This is a genomic window from Sporosarcina sp. P16b (assembly GCF_002743065.1).
Taxonomy (GTDB): Bacteria; Bacillota; Bacilli; order Bacillales_A; family Planococcaceae; genus Sporosarcina.
Genome location: NZ_PDYO01000010.1, coordinates 19,429 through 41,205, shown reverse-complemented (window position 1 = coordinate 41,205; position 21,777 = coordinate 19,429). Strand labels below are relative to the sequence as shown.

At 40.7% G+C, this 21,777-nt stretch carries 21 protein-coding genes and 1 pseudogene; 16 read left to right on the top strand and 6 right to left on the bottom strand.

Annotation, left to right across the window (positions count from 1 at the left end):
* Nucleotides 1-9 precede the first annotated feature (9 nt).
* Nucleotides 10-702: pseudogene (locus CSV77_RS11830) on the top strand (3-ketoacyl-ACP reductase).
* Nucleotides 703-841: 139 nt separating this feature from the next.
* On the opposite strand, the gene gshAB reads toward CSV77_RS11830, so the two are convergent.
* From gshAB to CSV77_RS11815, 3 genes are all read right to left on the bottom strand, one after another.
* Nucleotides 842-3,103, bottom strand: a complete 2,262-nt coding sequence (gshAB, locus tag CSV77_RS11825) for a bifunctional glutamate--cysteine ligase GshA/glutathione synthetase GshB (RefSeq protein WP_099673586.1) — start codon at nt 3,101-3,103, stop codon at nt 842-844.
* Nucleotides 3,104-3,324: 221 nt separating this feature from the next.
* Nucleotides 3,325-4,158 carry an S-formylglutathione hydrolase gene (gene fghA, locus CSV77_RS11820; RefSeq protein ID WP_099673585.1) on the bottom strand — a complete coding sequence of 278 codons (834 nt, stop codon included), beginning with the start codon at nt 4,156-4,158 and terminating at the stop codon, nt 3,325-3,327.
* Between the two features lie 4 nt (nt 4,159-4,162).
* Nucleotides 4,163-5,281 carry an S-(hydroxymethyl)glutathione dehydrogenase/class III alcohol dehydrogenase gene (locus tag CSV77_RS11815; RefSeq protein WP_099635873.1) on the bottom strand — a complete coding sequence of 373 codons (1,119 nt, stop codon included), beginning with the start codon at nt 5,279-5,281 and terminating at the stop codon, nt 4,163-4,165.
* A 125-nt stretch (nt 5,282-5,406) separates the two neighbouring features.
* Here CSV77_RS11815 and CSV77_RS11810 point away from each other — a divergent pair, with 125 nt between their 5' ends.
* The 3 genes from CSV77_RS11810 (at nt 5,407) to CSV77_RS11800 (ending at nt 7,098) form a co-directional block, all read left to right on the top strand.
* Entirely contained in the window at nt 5,407-5,769 is a 363-nt protein-coding gene (locus CSV77_RS11810; protein WP_099673584.1) for a winged helix-turn-helix transcriptional regulator, read from the top strand.
* Nucleotides 5,770-5,843: 74 nt separating this feature from the next.
* Nucleotides 5,844-6,356 (top strand): YehS family protein, encoded by a 513-nt coding sequence (locus tag CSV77_RS11805; RefSeq protein ID WP_099673583.1) that lies wholly within the window; start codon nt 5,844-5,846, stop codon nt 6,354-6,356.
* Nucleotides 6,357-6,414: 58 nt separating this feature from the next.
* Nucleotides 6,415-7,098 (top strand): peptidylprolyl isomerase, encoded by a 684-nt coding sequence (locus CSV77_RS11800; RefSeq protein ID WP_099673582.1) that lies wholly within the window; start codon nt 6,415-6,417, stop codon nt 7,096-7,098.
* Between the two features lie 131 nt (nt 7,099-7,229).
* Here the strand turns inward: CSV77_RS11800 and CSV77_RS11795 are convergent, their stop codons facing one another.
* A complete protein-coding gene (locus CSV77_RS11795) occupies nt 7,230-8,018 on the bottom strand; it encodes a DUF817 domain-containing protein (protein WP_369802764.1) in 789 nt (262 codons plus the stop codon).
* A gap of 111 nt (nt 8,019-8,129) precedes the next feature.
* Between CSV77_RS11795 and CSV77_RS11790 the strand changes: the two genes are divergently transcribed.
* A complete protein-coding gene (locus CSV77_RS11790) occupies nt 8,130-8,915 on the top strand; it encodes a TatD family hydrolase (RefSeq protein ID WP_233212239.1) in 786 nt (261 codons plus the stop codon).
* Between the two features lie 51 nt (nt 8,916-8,966).
* On the opposite strand, the gene CSV77_RS11785 is transcribed toward CSV77_RS11790, so the two are convergent.
* Entirely contained in the window at nt 8,967-9,455 is a 489-nt protein-coding gene (locus tag CSV77_RS11785; RefSeq protein WP_099673581.1) for a hypothetical protein, read from the bottom strand.
* 303 nt (nt 9,456-9,758) lie between these two features.
* Between CSV77_RS11785 and isdC the strand changes: the two genes are divergently transcribed.
* The 9 genes from isdC (at nt 9,759) to CSV77_RS11740 (ending at nt 18,107) form a co-directional block, all read left to right on the top strand.
* Entirely contained in the window at nt 9,759-10,454 is a 696-nt protein-coding gene (isdC, locus tag CSV77_RS11780) for a heme uptake protein IsdC (protein ID WP_233212238.1), read from the top strand.
* A gap of 2 nt (nt 10,455-10,456) precedes the next feature.
* Nucleotides 10,457-11,839 (top strand): NEAT domain-containing protein, encoded by a 1,383-nt coding sequence (locus tag CSV77_RS11775; RefSeq protein WP_099673580.1) that lies wholly within the window; start codon nt 10,457-10,459, stop codon nt 11,837-11,839.
* Nucleotides 11,840-11,929: 90 nt separating this feature from the next.
* The gene (locus CSV77_RS11770) at nt 11,930-13,120 is read left to right on the top strand and encodes an NEAT domain-containing protein (protein WP_099673579.1); all 1,191 of its coding nucleotides are present in this window, start codon (nt 11,930-11,932) and stop codon (nt 13,118-13,120) included.
* Nucleotides 13,121-13,168: 48 nt separating this feature from the next.
* Nucleotides 13,169-14,047 (top strand): heme ABC transporter substrate-binding protein IsdE, encoded by an 879-nt coding sequence (gene isdE, locus CSV77_RS11765; RefSeq protein ID WP_099673608.1) that lies wholly within the window; start codon nt 13,169-13,171, stop codon nt 14,045-14,047.
* A gap of 33 nt (nt 14,048-14,080) precedes the next feature.
* Entirely contained in the window at nt 14,081-15,046 is a 966-nt protein-coding gene (locus tag CSV77_RS11760; RefSeq protein WP_099673578.1) for a FecCD family ABC transporter permease, read from the top strand.
* A 6-nt stretch (nt 15,047-15,052) separates the two neighbouring features.
* A complete protein-coding gene (locus tag CSV77_RS11755) occupies nt 15,053-15,823 on the top strand; it encodes an ABC transporter ATP-binding protein (RefSeq protein ID WP_099673577.1) in 771 nt (256 codons plus the stop codon).
* Nucleotides 15,824-15,834: 11 nt separating this feature from the next.
* On the top strand, nt 15,835-16,608 hold the full coding sequence (gene srtB, locus CSV77_RS11750) for a class B sortase (protein ID WP_099673576.1): 774 nt from the start codon (nt 15,835-15,837) through the stop codon (nt 16,606-16,608).
* A gap of 109 nt (nt 16,609-16,717) precedes the next feature.
* Entirely contained in the window at nt 16,718-17,338 is a 621-nt protein-coding gene (locus CSV77_RS11745) for an NUDIX hydrolase (RefSeq protein WP_099630379.1), read from the top strand.
* A 19-nt stretch (nt 17,339-17,357) separates the two neighbouring features.
* Complete coding sequence (locus CSV77_RS11740) at nt 17,358-18,107, top strand: alpha/beta hydrolase (protein ID WP_099673575.1); 750 nt, start codon at nt 17,358-17,360, stop codon at nt 18,105-18,107.
* A 90-nt stretch (nt 18,108-18,197) separates the two neighbouring features.
* On the opposite strand, the gene CSV77_RS11735 is transcribed toward CSV77_RS11740, so the two are convergent.
* Nucleotides 18,198-18,620 carry an organic hydroperoxide resistance protein gene (locus CSV77_RS11735; RefSeq protein WP_099630381.1) on the bottom strand — a complete coding sequence of 141 codons (423 nt, stop codon included), beginning with the start codon at nt 18,618-18,620 and terminating at the stop codon, nt 18,198-18,200.
* Nucleotides 18,621-18,781: 161 nt separating this feature from the next.
* Between CSV77_RS11735 and CSV77_RS11730 the strand changes: the two genes are divergently transcribed.
* Together CSV77_RS11730 and CSV77_RS11725 are read left to right on the top strand one after the other, a co-directional pair.
* Nucleotides 18,782-19,975 (top strand): DUF4317 domain-containing protein, encoded by a 1,194-nt coding sequence (locus CSV77_RS11730; protein ID WP_099673574.1) that lies wholly within the window; start codon nt 18,782-18,784, stop codon nt 19,973-19,975.
* A gap of 246 nt (nt 19,976-20,221) precedes the next feature.
* Nucleotides 20,222-21,733, top strand: coding sequence for a malate:quinone oxidoreductase (locus CSV77_RS11725; RefSeq protein ID WP_099673573.1), 1,512 nt, complete (start codon nt 20,222-20,224; stop codon nt 21,731-21,733).
* Nucleotides 21,734-21,777: the final 44 nt, after the last annotated feature.

The window sequence follows — 21,777 nt, the reverse complement described above, 5'->3', positions numbered from 1 at the left end:
CTTCCATTCATGCCAAGGATCTTTTCAGCAGTTATACTAAAAGGGAAAGTGGCGACACTTCACTTAGCAAAAGAGGGAGTCCATATTGGGTTGCTTGCAAGAACGGAGTCTGTTTTAAATGAAGTGGCTGCAGAAATTGAAAGTCATGGTGTGAAAGTCGCTTATGCAACAGCCGATGTTTCATCTAAAGAGCAAGTTGAAGAAGCCATTGCATCATTAACTACTGATTTAGGAACGGCCGATATTCTAATAAATAATGCGGGCATTGCAACATTTGGTACTGTCTTGGAGATGGACTCAGAGGAATGGAAGAACATAGTAGATGTAAATTTAATGGGCACGTATTATGTTACACGTGCTATATTACCGAAATTAATTGAAAAAAATGCAGGCGACATCATTAATATTTCATCGACAAGTGGTTTAAATGGAGCATCTACTTCAAGTGCATCCAAATTTGCGGTAATTGGCTTCACAGAATCAATAGCACAAGAGGTACGACGAAATAATATTCGTGTTTCGGCTTTAACGCCAAGTACTGTCGCAACGGATTTGGCACTAGATTAAAACTTAATTAAAGAAAACGATGATTCCAAATTGATTCAATCAGAAGACATGGCTGAAGTGATTGTAAATCAATTGAAATTAAATCGACGTGTATATGTAAAAACAGCCAGTTTCATTGCTACGAATCCATTTTAATCTATTTATTCACTTGATAAAACTAAAACGGGCCTATCCAGTTTATCTGGATAGGCCCGTTTTAGTGGTTCAACTAAGATTTTCATTATTCATGCATAGTTACCATGCAAAGATTTTCATTTGACGAGTTACAAATAGTTTATAACAGTTCCGGGAATAAGTAATGTAAAATATCCGTTGTTACCCGTCGTGTTTTACCTTTATAAGGGTAAATATGCATATACATCGATGGGTTAAAGTTCGCTTCGATGATGCCATACGCGCCTGGATTCGCTGCCGGTACATCGAGGTCTTCAATAATCAAATCGATGCCGCTAATTTTTGCTCCAAGTGCCGCTACTGCATCTACTGCAATCTTCTTATAGTCTTCGGAAACTTGATCGGTTACATCAATTGAGTCTCCACCAGTACTGACGTTGGAGTTCTCACGCAAGTAGACGATCTCGCCGTCTTCGGGAATGGAATCAATTTGATAGCCTTGACCTTTCAGCATAAGAACTTCTAGTTCGCCCAGTTGAATAAGCTCTAGTGGTGTACGGTGGTCTGTCCCCCTTAGTGGATCACGGTTCTTCTCTTCAACGAGTTCCTGAATCGTGTGTGTACCGTCACCCGTGACGTTTGCAGGCACACGCAGCATGACGGCGAGTACTTTATCTTGTAGCACAAAGAAACGGTACTCTGTGCCAGCAAGGAACTCTTCTATTAAAACTGACGAGTCTTCATCGAATGCGAGAGTGATCGCTTTCTCATAGTCCTCATAACTGGCACCGTCTTTAAAGATGGAAATTCCAAGTCCGTAATTAGTAGTTTTCGGCTTCACGACAAATGGCGTCTTGGCAAACATCTTATAGGCATACAAAGCCTCTTCCTTATTACTGAACTCATCTCCACCCGGGACATGATAGCCCGCTTGATGAAGAATTTTCTTCGTCACGGTTTTATTTTCCATAATCAACGTAGAGACATACGTATCTTTGCTCGTCATATTACCGTTTTTCACGTATTCAATATGATCACGCAGTTTTAGCTTTAAGAATTGATCTTGGCGATCCAAAACCTCTACCTTGATGCCTTTCTGTATCGCATCATACATCATGATCTGCGTGGATAGCTCCATATCCGTAAAGCCTGTCAGTTCGTATGGCTTTTTCCACAGCTGACTATAGGTTTCCCTTGCAATTTCTGTTGCTACTTGGCTTTGACTCGTCTTTTGACTCTCTGAGTAAAGTCTTCCCGCCAAGGTTTTAGAAGGATCAGCAAGCATCTCTCTCAGATTTGTAAATAATGTTTCGGAAACAGGGAAGTCGAGATCTTTTGATAACTGTTCCATTTCGTTAACGAGTTCATATGCTTCGGCTTCAAATTGTGTATGTGCCAATGGGTGTTCAAGTGCGACAACATCATTGCGCGCATCACCTACTTTACCCCATTCATCGCTCTCGGGATTTTCTTCTTTTTGTAGTAGATATAGCAGGAATATATGTAGGAATTCCGCTTGCTCATAGCTAATGCCATTTGTTTCAAATGGGTTCAAGTCGATATTCCGTAACTCCACATAACGCACACCGGTATGCTCGAATTCTGCCACCCGATCACTCCCACGTAAACGCATAGCCGTGTAGAACTCTTTTTCTTCTACTAGTAAACCTCGATTAACTACCGAAGATAAATCCGAAATATATTTTTGAATCGTGCTGAACGACACATTTACATCGTCATGATTCGTATAGCCGAATCGGCTACTACGAATACTTCTAACCGGTTCGTCTGGTTTATCGTCGCATCCGTAGAAGTTTTCTTCACTTGTAGGGGACGCACCGTAGAAATACGTGACGAGCCAGCGATAGTACAAATAGTTTCTAGTCAATTTCAAATAAATATCAGTTTTGAATTGCTGATAATTATCGATATCCGATTGTAATTCAAATAACATGCGGAGTAGGTCGTCTCTGAATTCAAAATTGAAATGAATTCCACAAATCATTTGCTTGCGACGACCGTATGAATTGGCAAGTGAACGACGATACAGAACATTTTCAAAACTATTCAGCTTCGCAATCATGATATCTTCCTCTTTTTTAGGAAGAGCAGGGGGCATACTTAACGGCCAGAGCATTTCATTCTTGCCCATTGAACGATAGGCGACGTCATGAATGCCTGATAGGTAATCAAATAGTTCGTCCAGTGTGTTCAGGACAGGAGTGATCAGTTCCATTTGAGTTTCTGAGAAGTCGCGTTGAATATACGGATGCTCGTCACCCATTCCGATATTCGCAGGGTGGTCGGTTGTTGCCAAGTGCCCATCGAGATCCACGCGTTGTCCTTCTTTTTCAATACCATACCGAGCTTTCAGAACATACGGCTTCACACGTTCATCGGCTAACAATTTCTTTAGATCCATCGTAACTATCCCTCCTATGTAATATATTTTTCACTTCGTTCTTCTATCTTAGTTCATATACCCTTAAAAACAAAAACATTCACACTGCGTGGCAATGTGAATGTTTTGGACTGTTAATGGGTGAGCGTAAGACACCTTTAATCTAGACTGCAAGACACACCCTCCCGAAGGCGTCACCCTTTGGAAGCAGTAGCTACTTCAACTATCAAAATGTATTCATGTTACCCTAAGTTCTTCATGTGAAAATCAAAGTGTTCTTCCAAGAAGGAAGAGATGAAGAAGTAGCTATGGTCATAGCCGTCTACTTTGTTATATTCTACTGCTTGGTCATACTGCTTTGCATTTTCAAGGAACGGTTTTTCATTCAATTGCTCAGGATAAAACCCATCTGCAGTTCCTTGCGTAATAAGGATGGGTGGAATACCTGCTTCCTTCACTAGCACAGCAGTGTCCCATTCTTTCCACGTCGCCTTATCTTCCCCTAGGTAAGTCGTAAACGCCTTAATTCCCCAAGGAACCTCGCTCGGACTTGAAATAGGAGAAAATGCAGAAATCGCTTTGAAACGATTTGCATTCTTCATTCCAATCATCAATGCACCATAACCACCCATTGAGTGGCCCATGATACTTTCGTTACCAGAGAAATTAGGCACTAGAGTAGCGGCAATTTCACGTAGCTCCTCTGTTATATAGGAATACATTTGATAATGTTTAGCCCATGGCTCTTCTGTTGCGTTTAGATAAAAGCTCGCACCTTGTCCAAGGTCAAATGCCTCATCGTTCGCTACGTCTTCTCCGCGTGGAGATGTATCCGGAATGATAACAGCTACTTGATGTTTTTCAGCCAAGCTTTGGAAACCACTTTTTTGACTAAAGTTATCATCTGTACATGTTAATCCTGATAAAAACCAAATAAGCGGTATTTCTTTTTGTTCTTTATTTGACGGTAAGAAGATACTAAATGTCATATCGCACTTGAGGACTTCTGAATAATGGTTGTATTTGTTTTGTTCCCCACCAAAAGAGCGTCTTTGCTCAACGCGTTCTAGACTCATGATCTCACTCTCCATATGTTAGTATTGATCGAATTGATTCACCTTTATGCAGTAAATCAAAGGCTTCATTAATATCCGTGAAGTTTAATTGGTGTGTAATGAACGAATCCAAATCAATTTCACCATCCATGTAGTCATCAATCATTCCCGGCAATTCCGTTCTACCTTTTACTCCACCAAATGCGGAACCGCGCCATACGCGACCCGTAACTAGTTGGAATGGACGGGTATGAATTTCTTTACCAGCACCTGCGACACCAATGATGATGCTCTCACCCCAACCTTTATGGCAGCATTCAAGAGCAGCTTTCATCACTTCAACATTACCAATACACTCGAAGCTGTAATCAACACCGCCATCTGTCATGTCTACAATGACTTCCTGGATTGGTTTATCAAATGACGAAGGATTAACGAAGTCTGTTGCGCCCATCTTCTTTGCCAGTTCAAATTTGTCTTCATTCAAGTCGATTGCAATGATGCGGCTTGCTTTTGCTTGCTTCAATCCTTGAATAACAGCCAAACCAATAGCTCCAAGACCGAAGACTGCCGTAACCGCACCTTCTTCTACCTTCGCTGTATTATGAACAGCTCCGATACCAGTAGTGACGCCACACCCGAATAGACAAACTTTATCAAGTGGTACGTTATGATCTTCCACTTTAACTAGAGAGATCTCAGACACGACAGTATACTCACTGAAAGTGCTCGTTCCCATGTAGTGATAAATCGGTTCGCCATTATAAGAGAAGCGAGTCGTACCGTCAGGCATTAATCCTTTACCTTGTGTTTCGCGAATTGCCCCACATAGGTTAGTTTTACCGGATAGACAGAATTTACATTTCCCACATTCAGGTGTATAAAGTGGAATAACGTGATCGCCAGGTTTAACGGAAGTGACTCCTTCACCTACTGAAACAACGACACCAGCGCCTTCATGACCTAAAACGGCAGGAAATACTCCTTCTGCGTCATCGCCTGATAATGTATATGCGTCTGTGTGACAGACAGAAGTGTAAAGAATTTTGACTAATACCTCATGAGCTTTTGGTTCTTCTACATCGATTTCTACAATTTTAAGTGGTTCTCCAGGTTTGAATGCTACAGCTGCTCTACTTTTCAAATGAAGCCCTTCTTTCTTTTACTGTATTGTGTTTACTTTTCTATCATTACATATTATAATTCACCATGCAATACTGACTCTTTTGTCACTATGAACATGAATAGTATAGAAAGAAGTGAAGCAATATGGTCATTCATTATAAAGATAAGCAGTACTTTACAAGCAAGGATTTGGCTTTGTCTGTCATAGGAGGTCGTTGGAAAATTGCGATCATCTGGTGCTTACTGCACGAAACACCGTTAAGGTTGAGCGAAATACAGAAAAAACTTCCGGATGCCAATCAACGTATGTTGATCAGACAGTTACGAGAATTAGAAGAGGATAAAATCATTACGCGCTATGTCTATCCCGTCGTGCCACCAAAAGTGGAGTACAAATTAAGTGAAGTGGGTTTATTATTGGAACCAGTCGTTACATCGATTTGTAATTTTGGCGATCAGTTTATGCAAACAATTGAACAAGAGACAGATTCAACGTTAGTTGACTGAATGAAGACAAATTGTAACGAATCAAGCTATACTAAGAATTACAGCAATATAGTAGAGAGGGTACAGGTGATTACATGAATAATAATGATATTTTAAGCAGATTACGCTACGCGCTGGATCTAAAAGATTCCGCAGTTGTAGAAATGTTTGCGTTAGGCGGACTGAAGACAAACAGAGCGGAAGTAAAAGAGATGCTGACAAAAACGAATGAAGATAGTGCGGATGAACTGCAGATGAATGAATATGCAAAGGAAATCGACAACATCACATTGGAGTCATTTCTAAATGGCTTAATCAGCTCAAAAAGAGGAGTACCGGAAGATACCGGTAATGCTCCACAACCATTTCTTATGTCAGAAGAAGGCCATCGTAATGTCAATAATATTTTGCTGAAGAAAGTGAAAATCGCATTATCTCTTACAAGTGAAGATATGCTGGAGATTTTAGAAAATGCAGGTGTTACGATATCTAAAAACGAATTAAGTGCTGTTCTTCGTAAAGAAGGTCATCGAAACTATAAACCGTGTGGTGATCGATACGCCCGAAACTTCCTAAAGGGATTAGCATTACGTTACCGTGATGAGTAAAAACATAACTGGGAGTAGGTCGTAGAAGATATAAAATAATAGGGAGTGTTAGACGGATATGTTCAAGCGTAATAAAGCATGGTATTTCATAATGAGTTTGATGGCGTTGACCGTTCTTTTAGTAGGGTGTGGGAAAGCGGCTGAAGAAAAACCAGTGAAGACACCGGAAGAAGAATCTACAGAACAACCTAAGGAAGAAGCTCTTGACTACTCGAAAGATGTAAAAGAGAACCCTGTCGTGACGATCACGATGGAAAATGATGAGCAGATTGCAGTGGAACTAGAGCCGACTGTTGCGCCAAATACGGTAGCGAATTTCATTTCTTTAATTGAAGATGGCTATTACGATGGCTTGATTTTCCACCGTGTGATTCCGGGCTTTATGATTCAAGGTGGAGATTCATCCGGTGACGGATCAGGCGGACCGGGATATGCAATTGATGGAGAATTCTCTTCGAATGGTTTTGAAAATACTATGAAACATGAGCGCGGTGTGATTTCGACTGCACGTACGCAAGATCCGAACTCTGCAGGGTCACAATTCTTCATCATGACAGACGACAACTCTTCACTTGACGGCGAGTATGCGGCTTTCGGTAAAGTGACGGAAGGCATGGAGACAGTGGATGCTATCGTAGCTAATGAAACAGACGCTATGGATAAGCCTATCAAAGAGCAGAAGATGAAGACAGTGGAAGTAGATACAAAAGGCTTCGATTACCCTGAACCAGTTACACACTAATCATCATAAAAACGCAGTAGGCTATTGAGCTTGCTGCGTTTTTGATATAGCAAGTTCATTTATTTCCCTTGCAATGAAATTTTCCAAAGATAAACTGTATAGTAAAGTATTACTCGTTACCTTATACTTAACTATTCCTTTTTAATATGTTTTAATACCGCTACGATGAGGAAACTGACGATGACTAGTAGTAACCAAGAACTTAATTTGCCGATGCCAACGAGATGCCATGTCTCGCCTTGATTGGGATAGGTCCACGCCCCGAAGAAAGTAGCAATATTTTCAGCTACCCAAACGAAAAAGCCAATCAATACGAATGAAAGAGTTAATGGCATAACGTAGTGTGTCTCGCTTACCCGAAAACTAACCGATGCACGCCAAAAAACAACTAGTACTAATGCGGATAACCACCATCTTATATCAAACCAATAATGATGAGTGAAAAAGTTTCCATATATCGCCATGGCAAGCGGAATAACTGCCCAGAACGGTGGCCATTTAATCAGGTTTACGTGCAATCTTCTCCAAGCCTGACACAAGTAGCTTGCTACACTCGCATACATGAAACCGCTGTACAAAGGGACGCCTAGAATTTTGAAATAGCCTTCTTCAGGATAAGACCAAGAACCCATATGTACTTTAAATATTTCCAAAGTAAGTCCAATTATATGAAATAACGTAATCACTTTAAGTTCATCACGTGTTTCGAGTCCAGATCGTACCATCCACCACTGAGTTCCGATAAAAATGATGAGTAGCCAGTCATATCGTGGCAAGAAGGGGAGAGATATGATTTGCGTAAGCGCGAGTGAGCTGAAGATCATAACAGGAAAAATGCAAGCTAAAGCTTGTTGCCATCCGAAAATAAAGAGTTGTCGTGTTGTATTCATTGTTTTCATACGTAATGCATGTATATTCATACGTCTCCGCCTACTTTTTCATAATGGAAATTAGTATGACGCTCAGATAATAGTTTAGGTTCATTCACGGCGAGAAGTTTCACGTGAAACATAGCATATTAGTGAAAGAGAGTGAAAATTTTGGTCAGACGTATAATCGATGCGCATATTCATTTAGATATGTATGAAGAGGAAGACCAAATTCAAATTTTGGGCGAGTTAGATGTGAATGATATAACTGCAATAGTGGCGGTTTCAAATGACTTCGCATCTTCCGTTAAGCAAATTGAACTTTCGAAAATGGATAGACGCATCAAACCTGCAATAGGTTATCATCCAGAACAAGCTCTACCAAGTGAAACGGAACTTTCGGCTATTCTGCAATTGATCGATGAACATGCAAATTACCTCACTGCAATTGGAGAAGTGGGGTTACCTTATTACTTGCGACAACAACAGTCTGATTTAGACGTAGCACTATATAAGTATGTGTTGGAATGTTTTGTTCGGAAGGCAGCCGAATGTAACTTGCCAATTGCCTTACATGCCGTTTATGAAGATGCAGCTATTGTTTGTGAGATGTTGGAACGGTATTCAATATCGAAAGCGCAATTTCACTGGTTTAAAGGCGATGACATTATATTGGAGCAAATTATCTCGAACGGTTATATGATTTCTGTGACGCCAGAAGTTACGTATCGTGAAAAGATTCAACATCTAGTCAAACAAGTTCCGTTCACTCAGCTAATGGTAGAAACAGATGGACCGTGGCCTTTTGAATATTCTTTTAAAGATAAATTAACACATCCTTCTATGATGCATGAGAGTATTCACAGTATCGCTAAAATTAAAGGTGTAACGGTTGATGAGGCATATAGAGAAATCTATAAGACGACACAACGATTCTTTCGCATATAAAACAGAGACACGCTCATTGATGCGTGTCTCTGTTTTATCTAAGTACACTATTCATGAACAAATCACAATAATTTTATGTGGTGTTGTTTGGGAAGGGATACTCTTTGTAGTTGCACCGTATATAACGATCAAATTTCGCTCTGCTATATTTCCTGTGAAATACTGACCATTTGTCGAAAGTATTTCAGTTTGTGGAGACAGATTAAGCTGAAGCGTTCCATCACTACTTTGCAGGCGACGATTGAAGTAGTCGACTTTGACGTTTTCATGTTTAGAATCTTTGGCCATAACCACCGCTCCAAATTGTGGAGGATAGATCATAGGTGTGGCAGCGTCGGCGTCATAAAATCCTGTAACGCGATCACCTACATGAACTTTTACATGATTGACAAAATAAGTTGTCGGCCCTACAACAAAGTTAACGACATTTCCTCTACCATTGTCGACTGTCATCAACATGTAGCAACCAGCGTTATTATTTTGCCCCGTATAAAATTCATTTATAACCATTACGACACCACTGAAAGACTGAATATTCATCGCAGTACCCCTTTCATCCATAAATCGTATCGTTCTAGCCTATGCGAAGTTTTGGATTTAGTGACTAGTGGAGAAGTTTACGAGTCAAATTGAAATAATTTTCCAGATAGCAATTGACATTACTGGCAAAATGGGCTATATTAAATGATAATTATTCTCATTTGTGCGTTGTAAATGTCACATATTCGTCATAGACTGCTAGATGATCAGGTTGCAAAGATTTATGTATGGGGTAATTTATGAGATAATTTAGAAGTGGAAATATACCCAGTGAATGGAAGTTGATCGGTGGATTTATGTAGCGTGAAATGGACAATGAAAGGGGATGATGTCAAAGTGAGAAAAGCATTTTTATACTTTTTAGTTGTAAGTTTTTTCGTGTTGACGGTAGGTCTGCCGCAAGCATCTGCTAAAATAGCAGACGGTACCCAGCAATTAAATTATCAAGTGAATCAGCCAGACAGCACTAACGCATCTATTGCGAATGATTATTTCCAAAAACCGGCACTCGTCACTGTAACGAATGGGTCTGCTATTGTACAGCTAACGCTTAAAAACAGTTCATGGATTACGAAGTTTGAGCCAGCAGGCGGAGCGGAAGTAGTCAATGAAGATCTTAAGGCTGATACGCGTGTTGTAGAGTTTAGCGTAAGTGATATATCAAAACCAGTGAAGATCCCGATGAAAGTGGATGTAGAACATATTAATTACCACCACGAGTATACAGTTGATTTGGTGTTTGAGGACAAAAGCGCCGTGACACCACCGGCAGTAAAACAACCTGCAACTACTACCACCCCACCACCTAACACGAACACAAATACCAACACAAATACCAACACTAGTACCAGTACAGTGACAAAAAAACCAACTACCCAAGTACCAGTTAAGAATCCACAAACCAGTGATTCAACGCCGTACCTATTAATTATTGTATTAGCAAGTTCAGCATTTTTATTGTATAAAACTAGATTCCAAAGAAAACAGGGGGAACAATAATTATGAAGAAAAAAACATCATTTAGCGCAACGAAAGTAGTGCTTGCTTCATTACTTGCAGCTTCTATCGCTATTCCAACAGCGGCATCCGCTAACCCGATCAGCACAAGCGATCAAGCAACGTCGGCTTTGAAACAAGCGGCAGCAGTGGATAAAGCAGTCGATTTCAAGGTGTATAAAACGGGTACAACTGAACCGCAACCTGCAATTAGTAATCATGTTTTGCCCCAAGTAACAATTGTAGAAAATGAAGGTAAGACATTTGCAAATCTGACAGTCATTGCTAAGTCAGCACCCATGATTTCAGAAGTACAAACAAAGCAAGGCAATGAATTTGTTACCACACCAGGAGTGGAGAACTCAGATGGATCTGTATTGTACAGTTTTCCGGTAGAGTTAAATAAGATCAACTCTGGAAAGATGCACGTTCAAGTTCCAGGACACGACATGTGGTATGAATTTGATTATGAAGCAGAAGTAATTGAGGAAATAAGCATCAAGGTTTATAAAGATAGCACAACAGAAGAATCCATCATGAATGATTACATGTTGCCAGTTGCATCTGTAAAGAAAGTAACGGACGGTAATGAAGTAACCGTAACGTTCCCTAAAGGCGGCTATATCCAAGGATTCAAAATTGCCGGTAAGGACGTGCCTGTAGCAACAGATGATAAATCAACAGGTGTACGCACATATACATTCAACGTAGCGGATTTAACAAAGTTAGTGAATGCTGAAATTCACGTTATTGTCAATGAAGGTCCTATTAAATATGATTCTAACCACAAAGTACGAATTGCTCTTGACGGTGCTAAACCAACTGTGAACCCGTTTAAGGACATTGATAAAGACGGCAACAAAGAAGCGATTCTTGCACTTCTTGACAAAGGTATTGTAAAAAGTGCGGACAAGTTCAATCCACGTAACAACATCACACGTTCACAGTTCGCATTGATGGTTGCACGTGCGTTGAAATTAGAAGAGGCTCCATCCGCTGGGTTCCAGGATTTAGGGAAAATCACAGATAAAGAGCGTATCAACGCAATTAATGCTCTCGCGAAAGCAGGTATTGTTCAATCGAATGCAAAGTTCAACCCGAACAACACACTGACTCGTCAGCAAGGGGCATTGATGCTATACCGTGCAATTCAATTTGCTGAAGATAAGGAAATCAAAAAAGGTGATACAACACTTCCATTCTACGCGGATGGAAAAGCCATTATAGATCCTGAAGCGAAGCAAGCATTTGCATTGTTGTATGCAGAAAAAATCATGACAGGCGCAAAACAACCGAATGGTAAAGTTTTGATCAACTCTGGCGATTCATTGCAACGCACACAAATGGCTAAAATCCTAAACGGTTCATTAAACTTCATGGAAAAATAAGAATCAACACAGATACTTCCTTTCGCTTTTCCAAAAGCGGAGGGAAGTTCCTGTCGTTTTACATAAGGTGTAAAGGAGTGTACGTCTGAAATGAAAAAAATGGTTTTGTTGCCCCTACTTTTGCTACTCATCTCCGCGTGGCTTCCTTTTCATTCTGTACACGCAAATGATATATATCATGTTGAACTAAGTTTTCTATCAGATGAAGCCGAGGGTGCAAACTTTTTATTTACTAAGCAGGCCACGTTAATTGTTAAGGAAGATCGCTATACATTATCCATTTCGGCAAAGAAAGATCATCTCCTTACACAAATCACTGCCATGCAGCAAGGAAACAAAACGAGCACGCGACTGGATCGGGCAGAAAATTTAGTTCAGTTTGATATACAGGATATGCATCAAAAGATTGAACTCACAGGTACATATCGTTTGGGAAAGGAAAATACGCAGCAATCCTTTTCATATGAAGTATTGATCCAGGGGCAGTCATTATCGAAGATTGACCAAAATCAACCAGCTAAGTCCATTCAGTCAGGTGATGATACGGTACACTACCGATTGCTTTCAGACGGTAAACCTTCGGCAATGAATGAATACGTCAATCCAGTACTGCGCATTGTAACACGTGACAATCGATACTATGCACAGTTAGAGATTCTTCAACCGAGTAAGGTCAAAGGCTTCACAGTAGAGCAACATGGCGATTTAGTGGAACCAAAAGTGGTATCGCAAAACAAGACGCGTATTGTGCAGTTTGAAGTTGAAGATTTCCACAAGGGGACTCGTGTCTGGATGAAAGTCGAGGACTCTGAGAACTTGCATGTAGGGGAAGCATTTTTACAAATTGCTTTCGATCCACAACAAACAGCGAAGTTTTTGAGCAAGGTACCTTCAAACAACAAAGCAGTTTCCTCATTAACTAAACGGACTGAGCAACCTAGAGAAACCACTACTCCACCTAAACAAACCATGACCGAAAAAGAAAAGAAGATAGAGAAGTCGTCCGAAGAAAAAGAACAAAAGCATGACGAGTTACCACCTCTCCTTCCGGAAGCGCAATTGGAATTTGATCGCACGGGGGACGATGTGAAGGAAGAACCAGCCAAGGTCGTTGCACAGGTAGCAAACGAACCGGAAGAGCTGGCCATTCATGTACAGGATGAACAAACGATTCCCTTTGATACAATGAAGATCGGTGTATTGTTCACATTATGTATTCTGTCGGGCGTCTTATTAATACGTCGACTGACAAAGAAAAATAACGTTACGAGTAATGAATAACGAGTGGAGGATTACATCGTGCAAAAAAAGTGGAGATATGTATGGCTGATGTTAGCAGTCATGACAGTAGCAATTATCGCAGGCTGCGGAAATGATAAAGAAGAAAAAGCCGCTTCGACAGATAAAGTCGAGAAAAGTGAAAAAGCCGATACAAGTGATCAACGTATTATTGCGGGTACTGTAGTCATTGCAGATATTCTAGATAAGTTAGATATAGATGCCATCGCTATTCCTGAAACGGAAAAAAATATGGCGAGACGATTTGATGGGCTTCCAACCATCGGTAATGCGATGACACCCGATATGGAAATTGTGAAATCAATGAATCCAACAGATTTTTTATCCGTTTCTACATTGGAGTATGACCTAGAAGCGGGCTTTGAACAATTGAATATTCCGACGACGTTTTTAAACTTCCAAAGTGTTGATTCAATGATACAAGAAATCCAAGGTCTAGGAGAACGCTATGACCGTAAAGCGCAAGCAGATAAATTAGTAGGGGACTTACAGAAAAAGATTGAAGCCGCGGAAGTAGTAGCGGCCAATCGCAAAGGTCCGAGTGTACTAATATTATTGGGCATTCCAGGCAGTTACTTAGTCGCGACGGAAAACTCCTACGCGGGTGATCTCGTGAAACGTGCGGGTGGAACGAATGTAATGGAAGGTCAAGATCCTGAATACTTATCGTCTAATACAGAGTATCTTCATAATAGTAATCCAGATATTATCTTGCGTTTATCACATGGTATGCCAGACGAAGTCGTGGAAATGTTCAACGAAGAGTTCCAAACGAATGATGTATGGAAGCATTTTGATGCAGTGAAAAATGGTAAAGTCTATGATTTGGAAGAAGAGTTATTTGGCACAACGGCTTCATTGCAAGTACCTGAAGCATTAAGTGAGCTAATGAAGATATTCTATCGATAACTCGATGAATTTCGTTTGAAAAGGAAGGCCATCATGAGAAAAAGAATTGCTAGTTATATAGTCGTATCCCTGCTGCTTGTTGTAACCATCGTATATTCGGCTACGACAGGCAGTATTAAAATGGGATTTTTCGAGTTTTTCAGCGCGCTCTTTGAACAAGGCAACAGTCAAATGGAAGCCATTCGTGATTTGCGTTTTCCACGGATGATTGTGGCGATATTTGCAGGCGCGGCATTGTCGGTTTCGGGTGTCTTGCTGCAGTCCGTTATGCGTAACCCCCTTGCGGATGCAGGGATTATCGGGATATCTTCCGGTGCGGCATTCGTGCAGTTATTCATTATTTCGCTCTTTCCGACACTTTTCTCCATGACGCCTTTATTTGCATTCATGGGTGGGGCGTTCGCTTGTTTTCTCGTCTTTGCACTATCGTGGAAATCCGGTCTTAGCCCGTTGAAATTAATTCTTGTAGGAATTGCAATTAATGCGATGTTTACGGGTGTTACCGAAGCATTTATCAGCTTTGGCGGTTCGTTAAACGTCTCAGCCTCAAGTGTGATCGGTTCGAATTTAACGATGCGTACGTGGAGTGATGTTTCCACTATTGCAACATACGGAACCATCGGACTGATTCTAGCGTTTGCCCTGTATAGCTGGTGTAATTTATTAGTACTACAGGACAAGACAGCAAAGAGTATTGGCTTCCACGTCGCGCGCGCCCGTTTAATCATTGCGGCAGTAGCTGTTTTACTAGCAGCCATTTCGGTCGTAGTGGCGGGTGTGATATCATTCGTTGGATTACTTGTACCGCATATTGCCCGCAGATTAGTTGGCTATGACCATAAGGTGCTTATACCGTTTACTGCGCTTTTAGGAGCATTGATTATCTTGTTAGCTGACACGCTCGGTAGAACGATCGTGGCACCGCTTGAAATACCTGCTTCGACGCTAATGGCGATCATCGGCGGACCGTTCTTAATATTCTTACTGCGAAAAGAGTGACCTATTGTGGAAATAAAACGCATTATTGTATCGCATGATAATATAACGAATCATTTGGATGATGTCTCGACGTCCATTTCTAAAGGGAAAGTTACGACGATCATTGGGCCAAATGGTTGTGGAAAATCGACATTACTAAGTGTACTCTCTCGAAGTATTATGCCGACTTCAGGAACAGCTTCTTTAGAAAATCGTGATTTAGTGATGTTTAAGCCGAAAGAGTTTGCGAAAAAGTTAGCGATTGTTTATCAGCAGAATGAAGTACCAAAGGATTTGACGATTGAAAAATTGATTGGCTTCGGTCGGTTGCCTCATAAAACGTTATTGCAGAGAAACCAAGAAGAGGATTGCAAGGCTATAGATTGGGCATTAACCGTAACGAACCTGACCGACAAACGCCATAAAGACTTAGAAGCATTGTCGGGTGGAGAGCGTCAGCGTGTATGGATTGCGATGGCGTTGGCACAACAATCAGAAATACTTTGCTTGGATGAGCCAACAACATATTTGGATATTTATTATCAAATTGAATTATTGGAGCTCGTGAAATCACTGAATGAAGACTATGGATTGACGATTGTCATGGTATTGCATGATATCAATCAGGCAATTCGGTACAGTGATGAGATCATTATGATGAAGAATGGTCGCATCATTGCAGAAGGACGGCCACGTGACATCATTACAAAGGATGTCATTAAAGAAGTGTATGGAGTCAACGCCGTCTTTAAGGAAGATGACGAATTAGGTCTTTATATGATGTCTCTTGGTATTTAGGAGGTAAGCGGATGAAGAAACGCCTGTCGAAACTTATGCCTTTCATTTATCTGGCAATCTTTCTCTACTCGGGTTATTTACTCTTGCAGTATTTGTATACTTACGTGGAATCAGCCAGTTCGTTGAAGGAAACGCAACAGATGTATGAAGTGGCATTAGAAAACACGGCCCAGGTTGCTGTAACAGGAGACGCCAAAGAAGAACTCTTGGAAGAGGATTCGATACGTCCACAGTTTGAAGAGTTACATGAAGTAAATTCAGATATCGTGGGCTGGATTTCAGTAGAAGGTACCAATTTGCATAACCCCATCTTGCAGGCTGAAGACAACGACTTTTATTTGAATCGTAACTTCACCCGGGAAAATAGTCGCGCAGGCAGTGTTTTCATGGATTACAGGAATGACATTAAGGATATGAGCCGCAACACGGTCCTCTATGGCCATGCGATGAGAAATGATACGATGTTCGGTAGCTTGAAGAAGTTTGGGGACCAAGACTATGCAGACAAACACCCTATTATTTTCGTCGATACATTGTATGAAGGGTACGATATTGAAGTGTTTGCAGCATACGAAACGACGATTGACTTTTATTATATCGAAACCGATTTTCAGACGGACGAACAATTTTTGGAGTTTTTAGAGGAAATCGAATCACGTTCTCTGATTAATATGCCTGTTGAAGTAGGACTGGATGATCGGATTGTTACGCTATCGACTTGCAATAACTCTGTGAATAGTAAAGATAAACGCTATGTAGTGCAGGGGAAATTAGTGAAGCGCTAATGTATATGGATGAAATGAGGAGTTGCTCTGACAGGGTAGCTCCTTTAATTTCTTTAACGATTCGTCTGGAAATGATACGATAGAGTAAAACGATGAGGTGGGGGACTTCATGGACTTGGAACAACTACAAAATAAATTGTATGAAAATAAATCTTTATTCATTGGGGAAGAGACTGCGTTCCGTTCCGCTGTAATTATTCCGTTAGTAGAAGTGAAAGGGGAATGGCATGTACTATTTGAGGTGCGTGCTTTCACGATGAGGAAACAGCCGGGCGACATCAGTTTTCCCGGTGGCAAAATTGATATAACGGATGCATCGCCTATGGAAGCAGCTTTACGGGAGACGCACGAAGAGCTCGGGATTGATCCGAAGACGGTACAGATGATAGAAGAGTTAAGCCCGTATATTGCATCGCCTTCATTCGTCGTCTATCCGTTCGTTGCGGTCATTGATTATCAAGAAATCATTCGAAGTTATAATATAGAAGAAGTGGAAGAGGTATTTACTATTCCGCTTAAGTGGCTGATGGAACATGAACCGTATATGCATTTGGTATCGATTGAAATAGCTCCGCCGGATAATTTCCCATTTGAAAAGATTATGAACGGAGACCAGTATAAATTCAGAAGTCATTCGCTTGAAGAATGGTTTTATGAATATGGTAATTATACAGTCTGGGGGCTGACGGCTAGAGTGTTAAAACATTTCATCGATATCGTGAAGAAATAAACTGGAATGAGGATCAAGTATGAAACAAAAAAGGACATGGAAGTTCAAGTTATTTATTGGGCTAGCTATTTTCCTGTTAATGATTGCGGTGGGTTTCTTCCTATTCGCTAGCTCTTATTATAAAGCGCAATCTTACGCTAAAGAAAATTTGCACTCAGATACAGATGTACTAGTTACGAATGGAAAAGAGCTAGTGTTTGAACCTATCTTAAATAAGAAAAACATAGGTTTTATTTTTTATCAGGGAGCAAAAGTAGAAGCTGAAGCATACGCGCCCATGGCTAAGGAGATTGCTAAACAAGGCTATACGGTAATCATTCCCCATTTGCCGCTCAAGATGGCCATCTTCTCACCTGACCGGGCAGATAAGGTGATACGTAATCACCCTGAAATAGACACATGGTTAATAGGAGGTCATTCCCTAGGCGGTGTGACGGCATCGGATTATGCATCCCGCCATGAAAGGATTTCTGCGCTTGTGTTACTAGCTTCTTATCCCGGAAGTCACACGGATTTGAGTGAAGCATCGGTGGATGTACTGTCAATTTGGGCCAGTCATGATGAGGTGGCGGACGCGAAAAAGATTAAGGCGGCTAAGTCTAGTATGCCGAATGATGCGAGGTTCATTGAGATAGTAGGGGGGAATCACGCAGGCTTTGGTGATTATGGTATGCAGAAGGGTGACGGTAAAGCAGCTATATCGAATGAAGAGCACATTATGAAGACATCTGCTGCGATTGTGAAATTAATTGAAGGCTTGGAAAAATAGAAAGTATCTTCTGCTGAATTAAAAGGCTGTGCTTGAGGTCGTGTCTTCGCAATTTTCAGCACAGCCTATAGCGTTTTTTAGAATATAGAATTAAAGTACTGTTAGTGTCACTTCAATATTGCCCCTAGTGGCTTTGGAATACGGACAGACTTGGTGCGCTTTCTCTACTAGTTGTTCAAGCTGTGCCTTTTCAATGTCTGTACCTGTTACTTGTAATTCAACTTCTAGATGGAAACCGCCATCTGTTTCGTCTTTGCACAGGCTAACGTTTGCAGTGACTTCCGATGAAAATTGAACGCGTTCTTTGCTTGCGACAAGTTGAAGCGCACCGTCGAAACAAGCTGCGTAACCCGCAGCAAATAATTGCTCAGGGTTAGTAGAGTTCTCTAATTCTTTTGCTCTTTTCGTTCCAGGCATTGCTGTATCAAACTCTACTACTTTGTCGGAGGATACCACATGTCCTTCTCTCCCCCCACTAGCTGTTGCTGTGGATGTAAATAATTTTTCTGACATGAAATCACTACCCCTTGTCTGATTTTTAGTCTCACTCCATTGTGTACCCGAATATTGGATAATTATGTGTGAAAACTTTAATCTTTTATGCACGTGTATAGTGACGTCATCCAACGTAGTGAAAAAGTGTATGTAAATCAGTTAGGAAGTGGGAACACGAAATGAATAAAAATGATATTGCAGATATCCGTAAACGATTTAAATTAGATACCGATCTTTTGACGATCACTGACATTTACCATGTCTATATTAGGCAGGAAAGCAGTGAGATTTACCATGAAGAAAGTCAGGCATTTGCTTTGCTTGACCGCGAGCAACAGGAACTGTTCATGACCAATTTTAAAAAAGTGCTTGGCGGTAAACTAGGTGTGAAGTTGTTTGAAGTGAAGTTTGAACGTCAGGATGAAGAGAGTCATGAAGATCACGCACAAAAATTATTGTATGAAGGATTGCAGGCGGAAGAAGCTGAAGAATGGAAAGAAGAGATGCAACATCTAGCACTAAAGATGGTGAAAGATGTCCAATATGAAAAAGATCTGGTCGTGACGTTTATTCGTGGTAACTACTTTAAGAAGACCAAGCGTAACAGTGAAGAATCTGAAATTGATATGCGAGATGAAGTGTTTACCACACCGTTTATTTTGTGCAGTATGAATCATACAGACTTGCCGAAGCGCTCCATTATATTTGACTTTCAAGAGCGTGAATTCAAATCGAATACGATGCTCGATCCAATCATTAATCTTGCTTCACCAATAGGTGGCTTTTTATTCCCTTGCTTTACAGACAATTCAGCTGATGTCAATCATGTACTATATTCGGCGGGTAAAGCGAATAAACCCGATTATGCGTTCATAGAGAATGTCCTGAATGGCGAAGAAGTGGTTACCGCTGCCGACGACAAGGCCGTTTTCGAGGAAATCGTAAAACAAGTAGTCGGTGGTGAAGTAGATACGGAAACACTGGGAAATGTATATGAAGCAATATACCGATTAACTGTAGCGGATGAAGAAGAGGAAGAACCGGAAGAGCCACCAGCAATCGATGCGAAGCAAGTAGAACGTGTGTTGAAAATGAGTGGTGTCGACTACGTCAATACAGAAGCAGTAGAAACCGCTTTCCAGACCGTAGTGGATGATACCTCTTATGAAATGAAAGCAACTCACATCGTACCAAGCTATACGTCGAAATCGATTAAAATCGAAACCAAAGTAGCAAACATTTCAATCAGTCCACAAGACTTGAAATATGTGAAACAAGTGAACTATGATGGCAAGCAATGTATTTTAATTGAGGTAGAAGAGGATACAGTCATTGAAGGATTCAAAGTGATTTCGGAAGACTTATTGACATGAAACCAACCATTAATCTAATAAAAGTCATAAGATGGTTCAAAATTCCGACATATTCCTAGCTTTATCCTGACAAATAAACAAGTCCCTTTAAACCTCGTTATATTTGATGTATAATAGAACAGATAGTAGTAGATGTATGGTTAAACTGAGACAGAATAAATGCTCCTAGTACGCGCCATGTAGGCTGTGACGCCTTATTTAGGAACATTTACGTTTCTGTAAATTTCACATATAAGGAAGGTCAAAATGAGTAATAGACAAACTAAATCAGATGTTATATTAATTGGTGCCGGAATTATGAGTGCAACGCTAGGAACAATGCTAAAAGAATTAGCGCCTGACTGGAATATCTCGGTATTTGAGAAATTAGATAAAGCAGGGGAAGAGAGTTCGCATGAGATGAATAATGCGGGAACAGGACACGCAGCATTGTGTGAACTGAACTATACTTCCGAAAAGTCGGACGGGACTGTAGATATCACCAAAGCGGTTAAAGTAAATGAACAGTTCCAATTATCCATGCAGTTTTGGTCACATCTAGTAGAGAAAAATTTGATTAAAGACCCTGAGCAATTTATTATGCCACTGCCACACATGAGTCTTGTACAAGGTGAAGACAATGTGACGTATTTGAAGAAACGCTTTGAGGCTATGACAGCAAATCCACTATTCGAAGGAATGGAGTTTTCGGAAGATCCGGAAAAACTAAAAGAATGGATTCCGTTGATCATGAAAGACCGTACTGTCGATGAAGCAATTGCTGCAACGAAAATTGACACAGGTACAGACGTAAACTTTGGTGCATTGACTCGTATGTTAATCGAGCATATGCAAAAAGTGGGCGTTGATGTAAACTACGGTCATCAAGTAGAAGATATCAAACGTACAAGTGATGGCGAATGGGAATTAAAAATAAAGAATAACAAAGATGGCAAGCTTGAATTCCATAAAACTAAATTTGTTTTCATTGGTGGCGGAGGCGGAAGTCTTCCATTGCTACAGAAAACAGGTATTCCTGAAAGTAAGCATATCGGTGGATTCCCGATCAGTGGTGTCTTCATGGTCTGTAAAAATCCAGACGTAATTGCAAAACATCACGCGAAAGTATACGGAAAAGCAAAAGTTGGTGCACCACCAATGTCTGTCCCACACTTGGATACTCGCTATATTGATGGAGAAAAGTCCTTACTATTCGGACCGTTCGCGGGCTTCTCACCGAAGTTCTTGAAAGAAGGATCCATGATGGACCTTATTGGTTCCGTGAAACCAAATAACCTTACGACAATGCTTGCATGTGGTGCAAAAAATCTGTCGTTGACTAAATACTTGGTAGAACAAGTAGTACAAACAAAAGAACAACGTATCAATGAACTGCGCGAGTTTATTCCTGACGCGAAAAGCGAAGATTGGGATCTATGGACTGCAGGTCAACGCGTGCAAGTCATCAAAGATACTCCAGATGGCAAAGGTACGCTTCAATTTGGTACAGAGCTTGTAACGGATCAGGATGGTTCCATTGCAGCATTGCTTGGAGCTTCTCCAGGTGCATCAACTGCAGTAGCAGTTATGCTGGATCTGATTAACAAGTGCTTCCCGGAACAAGTAAGCGATTGGGAGCCAAAGTTGAAAGAAATGATTCCTTCATACGGAAAAGCATTAGCAGAGCATCCTGAATTATTGAAGGACATGCATGCTTCTACTTCCAAGATATTGAAGCTAACAGAAAATGAGCTGGAGAAAGAAACCGTTCATAGTTAATAGTGAAGATAGTGAAAAGCTCTACTGCGATGTATGTCGCAGTA